The sequence below is a fragment of the Streptomyces sp. NBC_01296 genome, assembly GCF_035984415.1.
Classification (GTDB): Bacteria; Actinomycetota; Actinomycetes; order Streptomycetales; family Streptomycetaceae; genus Streptomyces.
The window spans coordinates 3,904,719-3,920,045 of record NZ_CP130720.1 but is presented as its reverse complement, the minus strand read 5'-3'; the positions used below and the strand labels follow the sequence as shown (position 1 = coordinate 3,920,045).

Below are 15,327 nucleotides of genomic sequence, written 5' to 3'. Positions count from 1 at the left end.
GTTCCGCCGGGACGGTTCTCGCCGCCGCCACCTCCGTGCCGCTGTCCGCCCGCTGTCCCTGGTGTGGCGATCAGGGGCGGCGGGCGGCAGCGGCCGGGCCGTGCTCGTGCGTGATCAGCCGAACTGGCCCGGCTGGTAGTCGCCGGCCGGCTGCTGGACGATCACGTTCATCCGGTTGTAGGCGTTGATCAGGGCGATGAGGGAGACCAGGGCGGCCATCTGGTCCTCGTCGTAGTACTTGGCGGCGTCCGCCCAGGCCTCGTCCGTGACACCGCCGGCCGCATCGGCGATGCGCGTGCCCTGCTCCGTCAGCTCCAGGGCTGCCCGCTCGGCGTCGGTGAACACCGTCGCCTCACGCCAGGCCGCGACCAGGTTGAGCCGCACGGCGGTCTCCCCGGCGTGCACGGCGTCCTTGAAGTGCATGTCGGTGCAGAAGCCGCAGCCGTTGATCTGGCTGGCCCGCAGCTTCACCAGCTCCTGCGTCGAGGCCGGCAGGGTCGAGTCCGAGATGACCTTGCCTGCCGAGTTGATGTACCGCGCGAACTTGGCGGCGACGGCGTTGCCGAAGAAGTTGAGCCGAGCTTCCATCGTGATCTCCTTGCCGTATCGGACCGTTACACAGCTCTGACGGAACAGCCCGGGCGGATGTGACAGCTCGACGACGCGGCCGGGTGTGACGCGCGTCTCACTCGGTTAGGGGGTCTGTCGGCTCGGCGACGGAGGAGCGCCCTTGAGGGGCCGGCGCGACACGGAAGGACAGTGGACTGCCGGGAAACCCCCGGACACCCTCCGACGCCGAGTACGCGGACCCCGCCCACCGCAACCCCGCCCACCGCAACCCCGCCTACGAAACAGGGCCGGTGAGGACCTCGTCCTGGTTCGCCAGGATCTCGTGCCAGGCCGACTCGTGGGCGTCGCGGGCGGCCTCGTCGTAGAACCCGGCGTGTGTGAGGTGGAGCGTTGTGCCGATCGGGTGGGGGCTGAGCTCGACGGTGACCACCGTCTCGGCGCCGGCCGTGCCGGCCCGGCCCGTCACCCAGGTCAGCTCCACCAGCCGGTCGGGGACCAGGCGCAGGAAGCGCCCGTAGTGGGGATGTCTCGTCCGCGCAGCCCCCGGCTCCCTGGCGAACTCCGTTTCGAAGAAGAACGGCGCGTTCACCTCGGGCCGCATCACCACCGAGCCCGGCGCGGCGAACCAGCGGTCGAACTCCTCGGTCCACGCCGCGTACAGGGTGTGCTCGGAGGCGATCATCGCGCGCTCGACGGTCAGCCGGTGGGGGCGCTCCGTCAGGTCGGGGACGCGGATCGGGTCGGTGTCGGTCATGGCACCTCACCGTAGTGAGCGCGGGGCCCGGCACCCGGGTGCGACGCTCAGTACGACTGGAGCTCCCACAGATTCCCCTCGGGGTCGCGGACATGGGCGCTGCGCAGGGTCGGGCCCCACTCCGGGCGGTCGGCCGGCGGGCCGGCCGGGGTGGCGCCGCGGGCCAGGCAGGCGGCGTAGGCGGCGTCCACGTCCGGGACGCGGCTGACGAGCATCGTGCGGTCATCGGGACCGGCAGGTCCCCCGGCGGCGCCGGGCAGCGCCGTCGTCGTGGCGGCCATCGCCGCGCGGTCGAACAGTGCGAGCACGCCTTGGCCGTCCACGTCCCACGAGGCGTACGGGCCCTCGGCGCCGCCCCGTGTGCGCGTCGCGCCGAGCAGGGCGGGGAGCAGGGCGTCGTAGAAGCGGAAGGCGTCGCCGAAGCGGGCGACGAGCAGGCGGGTGTGCAGGGCATCCATGGGGCTGGGGCTCCGTTCACGCGCAATCAGTAGGGTGACACCAATGATTGGTGTCACCCTACAATATGGCCATGGTTGCCCCCTCGACGCCCCGACTGACCGCCCTCACCCCCTACTTGCTCTCCACGGTGGGCAAGGAGGCCCGCGCCCTCGTCGGCGACCGGGTCGCCGCACGCGGTCTGCGGCTGTGGGACATGGCCGTGCTCGCCGCCCTCGCCGATCACGGGCCGCAGCCGCAGCGCGATCTCGCCGAGCGGCTCGAGGTGCACCCGAGCGACGTGGTCAAGGTGCTCGACGGACTCGCCCGGGCCGGATACGTCGACCGGGAGCGGGACACGGCCGACCGCCGCCGGGTCCTGGCGAGCATCAGCACGCCGGGCCGGCGGCTCCTGGGCGAGCTGACCGCGGAGGTCGCGGCGGTCCGCGACGACCTGCTGGCCCCTCTCGACGAGGCCGAACAGGCCACCCTGCACGCGCTGCTGCTGCGCGTGCACACGCACGCGGCGAGCCGGTGACTCAGGACTTGGGCAGGGCCCGGAGCACGGCCAGTTCCTCGGCGTGGCGGCGCATGGCCAGGCTGACGCTGCCCGAGGTGTACTGGAAGACGCCGACGGCCGCGAGCGGGAGCGAGACCATGAGCATGCCGAGCAGGTCGGCCGAGTCCCGTGCGGCCGCGCAGCGGTCGCCCTCGACGGCGGCGTAGCTGCGCTTCCCGGAGTCGCCCTCGTCGTAGAAGACGCGGGAGGCGCACGTCTTGCTACTGCTCGAGCCGTAGCTGAGGCTGAAGGGGGCGAACAGCTGGTAGGCGAGCCAGAGCCAGATGCCTCCGGCCGCGATGAAAAGGAAGACCCCCAGGGTCCGCTTGCGCTCCGCCCGTTCGCGGAAGGTTATCTCGTACGCCTCAGCAGTCATGGGTGTCGAATCTAGCCGAGTACGGCAGGGTGTCCGGATCACTTCCTTCACGCGTGGCGCCGCACGCGCGCGAGCCAAGAACGGTCATACTGCCGCATGTTGGGGTGTTTCCGGCGTGAGCTCGGATCCTTTGTTCGTTCGGTCGTGAGGACCCGGTGAAGCCGAGACGAATGGTGTGTCACATCTACCCGGGCAGCGGCGAGTCGTATCCGAATACCTGATAGACAGTGGATATCCACGGCTCGACCCGCCGTATACCTTGTCGGCCGCCTTGGGGGGATCGCCGCACTGTGAAGCCGCTTCACCGTCACCTCGTCAACACCTCGCGCAAGGTCCTGTGCACCGCCGCGCTCGCGGCCAGCCTGACGACCGCCGCCGTGGTGACCAACACGCCCACCGCAGACGCGGGCGAGTCCGAGCCCACCCCGGACAGCCCCCAGGCCACCGACCGCGGCGACGCCCGCCTCGATCTGCCCGACCCGCTCGCCGACCCGGCCGTACCGCCCGTCGGCACCGGGGGAGAGGGAGCCAGCGGCATTCCCGCGACCGCCCTCGACGCGTACCGCCGCGCCGAGGTCTCCGTCGCCGCCGCGCTCCCCGGGTGCAAGCTGCCGTGGCAACTGCTCGCCGGCATAGGCCGGGTCGAGTCCGTGCACGCCTCCGGCTACGGGCTCAAGGCCGACGGCTACACCGAGAAGCCGATCCGCGGCCCCCGCCTCGACGGCAACGGCTTCGCCGAGATCAAGGACACCGACAAGGGCGAGTTCGACGGGGACGCCGTCTACGACCGCGCCGTCGGCCCGCTGCAGTTCATCCCCTCCACCTGGGCCACGTGGGGCGCCGACGGCAACGGCGACTCCAAGCGCGACCCGAACAACATCTACGACGCGGCGCTGGGCGCGGGCCTCTACCTGTGCGCCGGCGACCGGAACCTCTCGGACCAGGCGCAGCTCGACCGGGCGATCCTCAGCTACAACAACTCCCGCGAGTACGTGAACACCGTGGTCGGGTACATGCACCAGTACCAGAACGGTGCCGCCGGGGTGCCGAACCCGCCCGTCGGGAACTACCCGACGCCGCCCACGACGACGCTGCCCACGCCGTCGCAGACGAAGCCGAGCACTCCGAGCGGCCAGACGCCGAAGCCCACGCCGACGCCGACCCCGACGCCCACGCCGTCGAAGCCGGCCGAGCCTCAGAAGCCCACGCCCGCCCCGACCCTGGCCAAGCTGGAGCTGCTCGGCAGCCCGGAGCTCAAGGCCGAGGCCGGGTCCGCGTTCACCGCGGTCCCGCGGATCAAGGCGGTGCTCAGCGACGGCAAGCCGGCCGCCGCGAAGCCCATCCTGTTCGAGCTCAAGGACGACACCACGGGCAGCTTCATCGGCACCGAGGGCAAGACCTTCCTCGTGGTCGAGACCGACGCCGAGGGCATCGCGGCCCTGCCCGGCCTGAAGGCCGGGACCAAGGCGGGCGGGTTCAACCTGCGGGTGGCGGCCTACAACACCGAGTCCCAGCTCACCGTGAACTTCACCGGCACCGTCACGGCGAAGCCGGCCCCGGTCGCGGACAAGTTGACCCGCACCGACGCCGATGCGGCGAAGCCGCTGGAGGTCGTGGCGGGGACCAGCTTCACGGGCGTGCAGGTCACGGCCACCGCCAAGGACAAGCCGGTGGAGGGCGCGCAGGTCACCGCCGGGCTGGTCGAGCAGAATCAGGACGGCGCGTGGGTCCCGGTGGACCCGGCGAAGGCCAAGGGCCCGTGGTTCAAGGACAAGAGCGGCGCGAAGGTGACCAGCCTGCTGCTGGCCCCGACCGGCGCGGACGGCAAGATCGCGCTGCCGGAGCTGTTCACCACGGACGTCGCCCCGGGCACGTACCACCTCCGCCTGATCACGAAGGACAACGTGGTCCTGATCCTGGACCTGAAGATCACGGCGGCCCCGACGACGCCTCCGACGACGCCTCCCACGACGCCTCCGACGACGCCCCCGGCCACGCCGGCCGCCAAGCAGTAACGACCGGGCCTCCGGGACCGCTTCCCGCAGGCCGGGCTCGCGGGCCCGCCCGCAAACGCCGACCGCCCCGGTCACCGTGCAACGGTGACCGGGGCGGTCGGCGTTTGCCCCGTCCCCCCACCCGGGAGGGCTGCGGCGTTCGCACAAAGGCAGGAGCCCCGCGACCTCCGTCGGAACGGAGGAGGCAGGGCTCCTTGGGTACTGCTATCCAACCGCGATTTGGTTGGCCCAGGCGACTAGGCCGGGGTGACGTTCTCCGCCTGCGGGCCCTTCGGACCCTGCGTGACGTCGAAGTTCACCATCTGGTTCTCCTCGAGGGAGCGGAAGCCAGAGGCGTTGATCGCGGAGTAGTGGACGAAGACATCCGGGCCGCCGCCGTCCTGGGCGATGAAGCCGAAGCCCTTTTCAGCGTTGAACCACTTCACGGTTCCGGTAGCCATGAGCCCTCCTATGGGCCAAAGGGTCGCCCTGCTCCAGAACCTGCTAAGAAGTCTGAAAACTACAAAAGCCTGCGGGTCACATTCTCCGCAGGCCTCGTACTGCAAGGGAAACCAAACTGCAACTTGCGACGAGCCTAGCACGCACCCTGTGGCGGAGACCAGAGGGAAGGATCACGTCACCCGGACGTTTGAGGGCCGCCCGAAGGCTGACGGAGACCCGGGGGCTAGTCTCGCGATGTGGACGTCTATCGCAGCCGGCCCCGCGTCGGCCACATTCAGTTCCTGAACTGCCTTCCCCTCTACTGGGGACTGGCCAGAACCGGCACGCTGCTGGACCTGGAGCTGACCAAGGACACCCCCGAGAAGCTCAGTGAGCGACTCGTCCAGGGGGACTTGGACATGGGTCCGATCACCCTCGTGGAGTTCCTCCGCAACGCCGACCAACTCGTCGCGTTCCCCGATCTCGCGGTCGGCTGCGACGGCCCGGTCATGTCCTGCGTGATCGTTTCGCAGGTGCCGCTGGAGCAACTGGACGGGGCCCGGGTCGCCCTCGGCTCGACCTCCCGCACGTCCGTACGCCTCGCCCAGCTGCTGCTTTCCGAGCGGTACGGGGTCCAGCCGGACTACTACACCTGCCCGCCCGACCTGGGGCTGATGATGCAGGAGGCCGACGCGGCGGTGCTGATCGGCGACGCCGCTCTGCGCGCCTCGCTGCACGATGCGCCCCGGCTCGGCCTCGAGGTGCACGACCTGGGGCTGATGTGGAAGGAGTGGACCGGACTGCCGTTCGTCTTCGCCGTCTGGGCCGCCCGCAAGGACTACCTCGCCCGCGAGCCGGTCGTCGTACGCCAGGTCCACGAGGCCTTCCTCGACTCCCGCGACCTCTCCCTGGAAGAGGTCGCCAAGGTCGCCGAGCAGGCGGCCCGCTGGGAGGCCTTCGACGCCGATCTGCTCCAGCGGTACTTCACCACGCTCGACTTCCGCTTCGGACCCGAACAGTTGGCCGGTGTAAGGGAATTCGCGCGTCGCACGGGACCGACCACGGGCTATCCCGCGGATGTCGCGGTGGAGCTGCTGAGCGGGGACGGCGCCCTCCTCTGATCACTTCCGGCTCGCTTCCGGCCCCTTCTGCCGATCGAATTACCGGGCGGTAGACCGGGTTCCGGTAGTGGGGATATGCCGTTTCCCGGGAATTCCTCCTCTTTTCACTTTTCCGCCCGCTTCCCGTCCGCCGCCCCGCCGGAATGCGCGGACCCCGATGCGGGTTCGAGCCCGCCGGATCCACCTCGGCAGGCCCGTGACACCCCCTAAGGTGCTCTTGGCGATCAGGGACCGACGGGGGAGGGGGACGCGATGCAGCCGCTCGAAGCCGGCGAACCGCGGACCATCGGCGCGTACCGGCTGCTCGGCCGGCTCGGCTCGGGTGGCATGGGGCGGGTCTACCTGGGACGCAGTACGGGCGGCCGGACGGTGGCCGTCAAGATCGTGCACCCGCACTTCGCCTCCGACGAGGAGTTCCGCGCCCGGTTCCGCCGCGAGGTCGAGGCCGCCCGGCGGGTCGGCGGCGAGTGGACCGCGCCCGTGCTGGACGCCGACCCGGAGGCGCCGGTCCCGTGGGTGGCCACCGGGTACGTGGCGGGTCCCTCCCTGGGCGGCGCGGTGGCCTCGCACGGTCCGCTTCCGGAGGCCTCCGTACGGGCCATCGGCGAAGGCCTGGCCCGCGCCCTGGTGGCCGTCCACCGCCTGGGGCTCGTCCACCGGGACGTGAAGCCGTCGAACGTGATGCTGACCCTCGACGGCCCCCGGCTGATCGACTTCGGGATCGCCCGCGCCACGGACGGCACGGCGTCGCTCACCTCCACCGGCGTCTCCATCGGCTCGCCCGGCTACATGTCCCCCGAACAGATCCTCGGCAAGGGGATCACCGGCGCGGCCGACGTGTTCTCGCTCGGCGCCGTGCTGGCCTTCGCGGCGACCGGGCAGCCGCCGTTCACCGGGGACAACTCGGCGACCCTGCTCTACAAGGTGGTCCACGAACCGCCGGACCTCGACGCGGTCCCGGCCGGCGGGCTGCGCGAGCTGATCGCCGCCTGCCTGGCCAAGGCGGCGGCCGACCGGCCCGCGCCCGAGGCGATTGCGGAGGCGCTCGCCGACGCCCTGCGCGCCCCCGGATGGCTTCCCGGGCCCCTGGTGGAGGAGGCCAGCCGCGCGGCGGTGGCCCTGCTCGACCTGGAGGCCGCTCCGGCCGGCCCCGCCGCGCAGGCCGCCCCGGCGCCCGCCTCCGAATCCCCTTCGGGACCGGTGCCGTTCACGGCTTCCCCGTACGGGGGACCGGCCGTCGGTTTCGGGGCGCCGGACCCCTCGTACGGGAGCGCGGCCGTGTCCGGCGCCGGCTCGACGGGCGCCTCGTACGGCCCGTACGGTCCGCCCGCGGACTCGCTGCACGGCCCCTACGGGCCGCCGCCGGGCGCCGTCCACGCGAGCCCCGCCGCGACCGCGGGCAGCGGTGTGCCGCAGCCTCGGACCGCACCCGACCAGGCGCGCCAGGTCAGCTTCAGTGCGGCCGGGCGGCGGTTCAGCTGCTCACTGGTCCTCGCGGCGACGGCCGTTCTGGCCGTGCTGTCCGGGGGCGGGCTGTACGGGTTGGGGCTGCTGCCGGGCACGGGCGGCGACTTCGACCGGCACGCGTCGGGCGATGCCGCCGCCACGCCCCCGGCGACGGCGGCATCCGGCACCCCCGCCCCGGGGGGCTCGGCCACGCCCTCGGCGGCGACGCCGACCGGCACCCGAGGCGACGTCCCCAAGGAGCTCACCGGAACCTGGAAGGGCACGGTCACCACCGCCCGCGCCGGGGTCTCCAGCGAGTTCGAGATCACCATCAAGGGCGGCAAGGTCGGCGAGGTCGTCGCCCGGGACAAATCGATCCTCCCGCTCTTCGGCACGGACTGCAGCGGAGACTGGAAGCTCGCCTCCGCCACCGACCGCTCCCTCGTCCTGGACACCGCGGGCGGCCCCAACCCGGCCCCCGGCATCTGCTCGAACGGGTCCGCCGACGAGCGCTTCACCCTCAACACCAACGGGACGCTCCACTACAAGTCGGGCGACGGCCCGGCCGGGCACCCCGAAGGCGACCTGACCCGCATCCCCTGAAACCCGCGGACGGCCCCTGGCGTAGGCTGGATCGGTCCGTACCTCTTGACACACCGCCTTGACACACCGCCGAAAGGTGACGCACCGGTGACCGACCAGGCCGCTCTCCAGTCTGTCCTCGACCGCGCCGCCGCAGGGGGCCGGATCACCAAGGAAGAGGCGCTCGACCTCTACCGGGACGCCCCGCTGCACGCGCTCGGCCAGGCGGCCGACGCGGTGCGCCGACGCCGCTACGCCGGCACCGAGCACATCGCGACGTACATCATCGAGCGCAACATCAACTACACCAACGTGTGCGTCACGGCGTGCAAGTTCTGTGCCTTCTACGCGGCCCCGAAGGACACCAAGAAGGGCTGGTCCCGCGACCTCGACGACATCCTGCGCCGCTGCGCGGAGACCGTGGAGCTCGGCGGCACGCAGATCATGTTCCAGGGCGGGCACCACCCGGACTACGGCGTGGAGTACTACGAGGAGCACTTCTCCGCCATCAAGAAGGCGTTCCCGCAGCTGGTCATCCACTCCCTCGGCGCCTCCGAGGTCGACCACATGGCCCGCATCTCCGGCGTCTCCGCGCAGGAGGCCATCCGCCGCATCCACGCGGCCGGCCTCGACTCGTTCGCGGGCGCCGGCGCCGAACTCCTGCCGGAGCGGCCGCGCAAGGCGATCGCCCCGCTGAAGGAGTCCGGCGAGCGCTGGCTGGAGATCATGGAGATCGCCCACGCGCTGGGCGTGGAGTCGACCTCCACCATGCTGATGGGCACCGGCGAGACCAACGCCGAGCGCATCGAGCACATCGCGATGATCCGCGACACGCAGGACCGGACGGGTGGCTTCCGCGCGTTCATCCCGTACACGTACCAGCCCGAGAACAACCACCTCAAGGGCCGGACCCAGGCGACGGTCTTCGAGTACCTGCGGATGATCGCGATCGCGCGGCTCTTCCTCGACAACATCGCCCACATCCAGGGCTCCTGGCTCACCGTGGGCAAGGAGGCGGGCCAGCTCTCGCTGCACTACGGAGCGGACGACCTCGGCTCGATCATGCTCGAGGAGAACGTGGTCTCCTCGGCCGGTGCCAAGCACCGCTCCAACCGCCAGGAGATCATCGACCTGATCCGCAAGGCGGGTCGCGTCCCCGCGCAGCGCGCGACGACGTACGAGCACCTCCTCGTGCACGACGACCCGGCGAACGACCCGGTCGACGACCGCGTGGTCTCGCACATCTCGTCCACCGCGATCGAGGGCGGCACGGCGCACCCCGAGCTGAAGCTCATCTCGACGAACTGACGACGCGACGACCTGACGACGGACTGACGCACCCGTGCTGACCCTCCACACCGCCGAACTCCTCGTCCCGGGGGCCGGTTCCGCCGCGCTGCCGGGCGGGGCGGTCCTCGTCGACGGCGACGTGATCGCCCGCGTGGGCCCGTACACGGAGCTCGCCGCGGAGTTCCCGCACGCGCGGGTCCGGCGCTGGCCCGGGGTGCTGACCCCGGGGCTGCTCGTGCGCGGGGCGGACGTACTGCTGGAGCGCACGTACTACCCGGACGACCCGTACGAGACCACCGAGCTCGGCGCCGGTCCGATCACCGGCGCCGAGGCGCTGGCGGAGCTGAAGCTGACCGAGTCCCGCTGGGGCAACAGCGCCCGCCGGGCCACGCAGAAGCTGCTGGCCCGCGGGGTGGTGGCGGTGGCCGGGCGGCTCACGATCCCGGCGGTGCGGACGGCCGTGGTCCGCTCGGGGCTGACGCTGCTCCCGCCGGCGGCCGCGGTGTCCCCGGACCCGCCGTCGCTGGACCCGTTCGCCGGCCGGGACACGGCCGAGCAGGCCTTCTTCGGCATCCTGGAGCCGGGCGCCCCGGCCCGTTTCGCGGTGTTCGCGGCCCCCGACACCGGGGCACTGCTGGACCGGGGTGCCACCACCTGCGTGGCCACGGTCGTCACCGGCCGCCTCCTGCACCGCCGCCGCTAGGGGATGTCCGCCCTAGGTTCTGACGCCCTCGCGGGCCAGGGCGGCCAGGAGGCAGGCCTGGAGGCGGCTGATCCCGCCCAGCTTCGCCCGTATGTTGTGGACGTGGAACTTGACCGTGCTGACGGACAGCTGCAGCTCCCCGGCGAGTTCCGCGTTGGAGGCACCGGTCGCCAGGCACAGGAACACGGCCGACTCCTGCTCGGTGAGCTGGACTTCGCGCCGTACCTCCTCCCCGGTCCGGGGCGGGAACCAGGCCGGGACGCTGAAGCTGACGACGCGCACGGTTCCACTCCTCACCCCCGGCCGATGCCCCTGCGGTCAACCCATCGGCCCTCCCTGTGCCCTAAGGGACGGCCGGTCCCGACAGGTAGGTTCCATTTCCGTCGAACGGCCACGCATTCGCCTGGCAGCCGAGCAGCCCCTTGATCTGCTGCATCATCGCCGGAGCGGGTTTGCCGGGGCCCGGGCAGGTCTCGTGGTCGCGGCCTATCTCGTGGCCCACCTCGTGGTTGACGATCAGCGCCCGGTACTCCTCCACAGGGCCCTTGAACTGCGGAGATCCCTCTTGCCAGCGCTTGAGGTTCACCACGACCGTGTGACCGGCCCGGCAGTTGGTCTCGCCGACGAGCTCCGGGGTGACCACCTCGCACAGCCGGTCGGTGGTCTTGGGTGTGGCGATCTTCACCGTGAAGTCCACCGGCTGGCCGGCCCCGACGAGCTGGAAGCCGTACGCCGGGTCCTTGATCCAGCCGCGCGGGTCCCCGAGGATCGCCTCCACCGACTGGGCGGCGGCGTTGGCGTCGACCCCGCTGCCCTCCTCCACCTCGATCCGCCAGCGGCGGGCGGGCCCCTTGCCCTGCGGCTGCCCGGTGCGCGAGGACGCCGCGAACACCCCCGGCCCGGACTGGGGGACCGTCGGGGCCGAGCTGCCGCCGCCCGGCTTCGACGGCGCGGCGCCCGGGTCGGGCGCGGCGGCGGAGGGCTGCCCGGCCGCGGGCGAGGCGGGCGAGGCCGACGGGGACGGAGCGGCGGCGGGATCCTGGGAGGGCGATGCGGCAGCCGGCGCGGCCACGCTGTCGGAGACGGGGGCGGCGTCGTCCAGCGGCACGATCGCGTACGCGGTCGCCGAGACGGCGACCACCGCGGCCGAGCCGAGGAGCGTACGGCGCAGCCGCCTGCGCCGCTCGGCCCGGCGCTTGGCGCGGGGGCCGAGGGCGGAGCGTCGACCGGTGGAATGGCCTGCCGGCATCGTGAACCCTTTGTTCGTCAATATCTTCGAGATCTTCACGAACGTGGTCGTGAAAATGCCCGTGAATGCTGCGTTTCGGTAGGCCTTGTCAGCCTGTACCGGCCAGTCAACGCGGGCGCGCGGGCTCCGCGTAACTGTCCTTCGGGCCAGTTGTGCCCCCGGCGGTGGGGCCTGGGGGCGCCTGCGAGAATGGCCCGGTATCCGCCCACCCGCACCACACCGCACCTGAGGGGCCAACGCCAGTGACCCGCGCTTCCCTGGACAAGCAGCCGCACGAAGTCGCCTCCATGTTCGACGGTGTGGCGGCGAACTACGATCTCACCAACGACGTCCTCTCCCTCGGGCAGGCCCGCCTGTGGCGCAAGGAGGTCGCCAAGGCGGTCGGTGCGCGCCCCGGGCACAAGGTGCTGGACCTGGCTGCCGGAACCGCGACCTCCTCGCTGCCGTTCGCCGCGACGGGCGCGTACGTCGTCCCCTGCGACTTCTCCCTCGGCATGCTGCGCGAGGGCAAGAAGCGGCACGCCTGGCTGCCGCTGACCGCGGGCGACGCGACGAAGCTGCCGTTCAAGGACGACGTCTTCGACACGGTGACGATCTCCTTCGGGCTGCGGAACGTGCAGGACACCGACGCCGCGCTGCGCGAGCTCCACCGGGTGACCAAGCCCGGCGGCCAGGTCGTCATCTGCGAGTTCTCGCAGCCGACGTGGGCTCCGTTCCGCACGGTGTACATGGAGTACCTGATGCGCGCCCTGCCGCCGGTGGCCCGCGCCGTGTCCTCCAACCCCGACGCGTACGTGTACCTCGCCGAGTCGATCCGCGAGTGGCCGGACCAGCCGGCGCTGGCCGCGCTGCTGCAGAAGGCCGGCTGGTCCAAGGTCGCCTGGCGCAACCTGAGCGGCGGGATCGTCGCGCTGCACCGCGGTTTCAAGGCGTAGGGAGCGTGGACTACCAGGCCCTCCTCGAGCAGATCGCGGCGGACGTCGCCCCGTTGGTGGGCAGCGGCACCCCGGCCGAGTACATCCCGGCGCTCGCGTCCGTGGATCCCGGGCAGTTCGGGATGGCCGTCGCCGATCTCGACGGCAACGTCTTCGGAGTGGGGGACTGGGAGGTTCCGTTCTCCGCCCAGTCGATCACCAAGGTCTTCGCCCTGGCCCTGGCGCTGGCCGAGGGCGGCGACAGCCTGTGGGAGAAGGTCGGCCGGGAGCCGTCGGGCAACCCGTTCAACTCCCTCGTGCAGCTCGAGTACGAGAACGGCATCCCGCGCAATCCGTTCATCAACGCGGGCGCGCTCGTGGTCACCGACCGGCTGCAGACCCTGACGGGCGACGCGAGCAGCGAGCTCCTGAAGTTCCTCCAGGAGGAGAGCGGGAACCCGGACCTCGGCTTCGACGCGGAGGTGGCGGCCTCGGAGCAGGAGCACGGGGACCGCAATGCCGCGCTGGCGCACTTCATGGCCTCGTACGGGAACATCGACAACCCCGTGCCCGCGCTGCTCGACCACTACTTCTGGCAGTGCTCGATCGAGATGTCCTGCGCCGACCTGGCGCGGGCGGGCCGCTTCCTGGCCCGCCACGGGCTGCGCGCGGACGGCTCCCGTCTCCTCACGCGCAGCGAGGCGAAGCAGGTCAACGCGGTGATGCTGACCTGTGGGACGTACGACGCGGCGGGGGAGTTCGCGTACCGCGTCGGCCTGCCGGGCAAGAGCGGCGTGGGCGGCGGGATCGTGGCGGTCGTCCCGGGCCGCTGCACGCTGGCCGCGTGGAGCCCGGGCCTCGACCTCCACGGCAACTCCGTCGCAGCGGCAGCCGCTCTCGACCGCTTCACGACCCTGACGGGCCTTTCCGTCTTCTGACCGCCTCCCGCGTCCCGGGGCCGGCAGGGGTCACTCGGGCGCGAGGGACAGTTCGTAGCGGCGGCCGTAGCGGAGGCCGTTCGGGAGGAGGAAGCGTTCTGCGAGCTTCATGCCCAGCCGCTCGGCGACCGCTATCGAGCGCCGGTTCTCGTCGTTGATCATCGCCACCACCTGCGGAACGCCCGCCTCCCGGAGCCGGTCGAGGGTGGCCAGCGCCGCGGCGTACGCGTAGCCCTGGCCCCAGGCGGAGCGGGCCAGGCGCCAGCCGATCTCGATCTCGCCCACCGGGCCCCACTCCTTCTCCGCCGGCCACGGCTGCGCGCCCGTGAAACCGATCACCGCACCCTCCGCGTCCAGCAGCGTCCACAGGCAGTAGCCGAGCAGTGCGTCGTGCATCCGCTGCCGCGCGGTGAACTCCTCGTACAGGGACAGCTCGGCGGGACCGCCGAGGAACTCCATGACGTCGGGGTCGTCGAAGACCCCGTGCCAGGCCCGCGCGTCCTCATCGGTGGGCACGCGCAGCTGTACGACGGGGAGCGAGGCGGGCGAAGCAGGCGAGGTGGTCATCGGGAGCAGCCCTTCGGGTTCGTGATCTCTCTCGCTGCATAGACTGCACATGTCCTGTGCCGTTGGGCACCCCTTATCGAGCCTTCGGGAGACCCCGCAGTGACCGAGCCCCTCTCCGAACACTCCGCGGATGTGATCGTCGTCGGAGCCGGGCCCGCCGGCTCGACCACCGCCTACTACCTCGCCAAGGCCGGACTGGACGTCCTGCTGCTGGAGAAGACGGCCTTCCCTCGCGAGAAGGTCTGCGGCGACGGCCTGACCCCGCGCGCCACCAAGCAGCTGGTGGCGATGGGCATCGACATCTCCGAAGAGGCCGGCTGGCTCCGCAACAAGGGCCTGCGGATCATCGGCGGCGGTCAGCGGCTCCAGCTGGACTGGCCGGAACTCGCCTCCTTCCCGGACTACGGACTCGTCCGCAAGCGCGACGACTTCGACGAGACCCTGGCCCGCCAGGCCCAGAAGGCCGGCGCGCGCCTGTACGAGCGCTGCACCGTCGGCGAGCCCGTCCGCGACCCCCGCACCGGCCACATCACGGGCGTGCACGCGAAGCTGGGCGAGGAGAAGACCCCGGTCACCTTCAGCGCCCCGCTGGTCGTCGCCGCCGACGGCAACTCCTCGCGCCTGTCGCTCGCGATGGGCCTGCACCGGCGCGAGGACCGCCCGATGGGCGTCGCGGTCCGTACGTACTTCACCTCGCCCCGGCACGACGACGACTACCTCGAGTCCTGGCTGGAGCTGTGGGACCGGCGCGGTGCGCAGGACCGGCTGCTGCCGGGCTACGGCTGGATCTTCGGCATGGGCGACGGCACGTCCAACGTCGGCCTCGGCATCCTCAACTCCTCCTCCGCCTTCAAGGAGCTGGACTGGCGCGAGGTCCTCAAGGCCTGGTGCGCGTCCATGCCGCAGGACTGGGGCTACACCCCGGAGAACATGACGCAGCCGATCCGCGGCGCGGCCCTGCCGATGGCCTTCAACCGGCAGCCGCACTACACCAAGGGCCTGCTGCTGGTCGGTGACGCGGGCGGGCTCGTCAACCCGTTCAACGGCGAGGGCATCGCCTACGCGATGGAGTCCGGCCAGATCGCCGCCGACGTCATCGTCCAGGCGCACTCCCGGGCCACCCCCGCGCTGCGCGAACTGACGCTGCACAGCTACCCGAGGGTGCTCAAGGAGACCTACGGCGGCTACTACACGCTCGGCCGCGCCTTCGTGAAGCTGATCGGCAACCCGAAGGTCATGAAGATCGCCACCCAGCGCGGCCTGACCCACCCGGTGCTGATGAAGTTCACGCTGAAGATGCTGGCCAACCTGACCGACCCGGCGGGCGGCGACGCGATGGACCGCATCATCAACGGCCTCTCGAAGGTGGCCCCCAAGGCCTGAGTCGC

The 15,327-nt window shown here is 71.6% G+C and carries 17 protein-coding genes; 9 read left to right on the top strand and 8 right to left on the bottom strand.

Annotation, left to right across the window (positions count from 1 at the left end; translation table 11 throughout):
* Window positions 1-114: 114 nt before the first annotated feature.
* The 3 genes from OG299_RS17495 to OG299_RS17485 all read right to left on the bottom strand — a co-directional run bounded on the left by OG299_RS17495 (window position 115) and on the right by OG299_RS17485 (window position 1,782).
* The gene (locus OG299_RS17495) at window positions 115-588 is read right to left on the bottom strand and encodes a carboxymuconolactone decarboxylase family protein (RefSeq protein ID WP_266626624.1); all 474 of its coding nucleotides are present in this window, start codon (window positions 586-588) and stop codon (window positions 115-117) included.
* A gap of 256 nt (window positions 589-844) precedes the next feature.
* Window positions 845-1,324: an SRPBCC family protein gene (locus tag OG299_RS17490; protein ID WP_266626621.1), complete on the bottom strand. Its 480-nt coding sequence runs from the start codon at window positions 1,322-1,324 to the stop codon at window positions 845-847.
* A 47-nt stretch (window positions 1,325-1,371) separates the two neighbouring features.
* Window positions 1,372-1,782, bottom strand: coding sequence for a VOC family protein (locus OG299_RS17485; RefSeq protein WP_266626619.1), 411 nt, complete (start codon window positions 1,780-1,782; stop codon window positions 1,372-1,374).
* A 71-nt stretch (window positions 1,783-1,853) separates the two neighbouring features.
* Between OG299_RS17485 and OG299_RS17480 the strand changes: the two genes are divergently transcribed.
* The gene (locus OG299_RS17480; protein WP_266626617.1) at window positions 1,854-2,297 is read left to right on the top strand and encodes a MarR family winged helix-turn-helix transcriptional regulator; all 444 of its coding nucleotides are present in this window, start codon (window positions 1,854-1,856) and stop codon (window positions 2,295-2,297) included.
* A gap of 1 nt (window position 2,298) precedes the next feature.
* Here the strand turns inward: OG299_RS17480 and OG299_RS17475 are convergent, their stop codons facing one another.
* Window positions 2,299-2,694: a hypothetical protein gene (locus OG299_RS17475; RefSeq protein WP_266626615.1), complete on the bottom strand. Its 396-nt coding sequence runs from the start codon at window positions 2,692-2,694 to the stop codon at window positions 2,299-2,301.
* Window positions 2,695-2,984: 290 nt separating this feature from the next.
* Here OG299_RS17475 and OG299_RS17470 point away from each other — a divergent pair, with 290 nt between their 5' ends.
* Window positions 2,985-4,709, top strand: coding sequence for a lytic transglycosylase domain-containing protein (locus tag OG299_RS17470; protein ID WP_327361946.1), 1,725 nt, complete (start codon window positions 2,985-2,987; stop codon window positions 4,707-4,709).
* 236 nt (window positions 4,710-4,945) lie between these two features.
* Here the strand turns inward: OG299_RS17470 and OG299_RS17465 are convergent, their stop codons facing one another.
* Window positions 4,946-5,149: a cold-shock protein gene (locus OG299_RS17465; RefSeq protein WP_030162033.1), complete on the bottom strand. Its 204-nt coding sequence runs from the start codon at window positions 5,147-5,149 to the stop codon at window positions 4,946-4,948.
* A 237-nt stretch (window positions 5,150-5,386) separates the two neighbouring features.
* On the opposite strand from OG299_RS17465, the gene OG299_RS17460 reads away from it, so the two are divergent.
* From OG299_RS17460 to OG299_RS17445, 4 genes are all read left to right on the top strand, one after another.
* A complete protein-coding gene (locus tag OG299_RS17460) occupies window positions 5,387-6,250 on the top strand; it encodes a menaquinone biosynthetic enzyme MqnA/MqnD family protein (protein WP_266626611.1) in 864 nt (287 codons plus the stop codon).
* A 252-nt stretch (window positions 6,251-6,502) separates the two neighbouring features.
* Window positions 6,503-8,299, top strand: coding sequence for a serine/threonine-protein kinase (locus tag OG299_RS17455; RefSeq protein WP_327361945.1), 1,797 nt, complete (start codon window positions 6,503-6,505; stop codon window positions 8,297-8,299).
* A gap of 87 nt (window positions 8,300-8,386) precedes the next feature.
* On the top strand, window positions 8,387-9,586 hold the full coding sequence (gene mqnC / locus OG299_RS17450; protein ID WP_266626607.1) for a cyclic dehypoxanthinyl futalosine synthase: 1,200 nt from the start codon (window positions 8,387-8,389) through the stop codon (window positions 9,584-9,586).
* A 34-nt stretch (window positions 9,587-9,620) separates the two neighbouring features.
* Complete coding sequence (locus tag OG299_RS17445; protein ID WP_327361944.1) at window positions 9,621-10,271, top strand: imidazolonepropionase-like domain-containing protein; 651 nt, start codon at window positions 9,621-9,623, stop codon at window positions 10,269-10,271.
* A 12-nt stretch (window positions 10,272-10,283) separates the two neighbouring features.
* Here the strand turns inward: OG299_RS17445 and OG299_RS17440 are convergent, their stop codons facing one another.
* Both OG299_RS17440 and OG299_RS17435 read right to left on the bottom strand, forming a co-directional pair.
* Window positions 10,284-10,553 carry a response regulator transcription factor gene (locus OG299_RS17440; RefSeq protein ID WP_030298013.1) on the bottom strand — a complete coding sequence of 90 codons (270 nt, stop codon included), beginning with the start codon at window positions 10,551-10,553 and terminating at the stop codon, window positions 10,284-10,286.
* A gap of 61 nt (window positions 10,554-10,614) precedes the next feature.
* A complete protein-coding gene (locus OG299_RS17435; protein ID WP_266626603.1) occupies window positions 10,615-11,520 on the bottom strand; it encodes a DUF3152 domain-containing protein in 906 nt (301 codons plus the stop codon).
* Window positions 11,521-11,762: 242 nt separating this feature from the next.
* On the opposite strand from OG299_RS17435, the gene OG299_RS17430 reads away from it, so the two are divergent.
* Together OG299_RS17430 and OG299_RS17425 are read left to right on the top strand one after the other, a co-directional pair.
* Complete coding sequence (locus OG299_RS17430) at window positions 11,763-12,455, top strand: demethylmenaquinone methyltransferase (RefSeq protein ID WP_266626601.1); 693 nt, start codon at window positions 11,763-11,765, stop codon at window positions 12,453-12,455.
* A 5-nt stretch (window positions 12,456-12,460) separates the two neighbouring features.
* Window positions 12,461-13,372, top strand: coding sequence for a glutaminase (locus OG299_RS17425; RefSeq protein WP_266626599.1), 912 nt, complete (start codon window positions 12,461-12,463; stop codon window positions 13,370-13,372).
* 30 nt (window positions 13,373-13,402) lie between these two features.
* Here OG299_RS17425 and OG299_RS17420 read toward each other — a convergent pair whose 3' ends face one another.
* Window positions 13,403-13,939 carry a GNAT family N-acetyltransferase gene (locus OG299_RS17420; protein WP_266626597.1) on the bottom strand — a complete coding sequence of 179 codons (537 nt, stop codon included), beginning with the start codon at window positions 13,937-13,939 and terminating at the stop codon, window positions 13,403-13,405.
* A gap of 99 nt (window positions 13,940-14,038) precedes the next feature.
* Here OG299_RS17420 and OG299_RS17415 point away from each other — a divergent pair, with 99 nt between their 5' ends.
* Window positions 14,039-15,322: a geranylgeranyl reductase family protein gene (locus OG299_RS17415; protein ID WP_327361943.1), complete on the top strand. Its 1,284-nt coding sequence runs from the start codon at window positions 14,039-14,041 to the stop codon at window positions 15,320-15,322.
* Window positions 15,323-15,327: the final 5 nt, after the last annotated feature.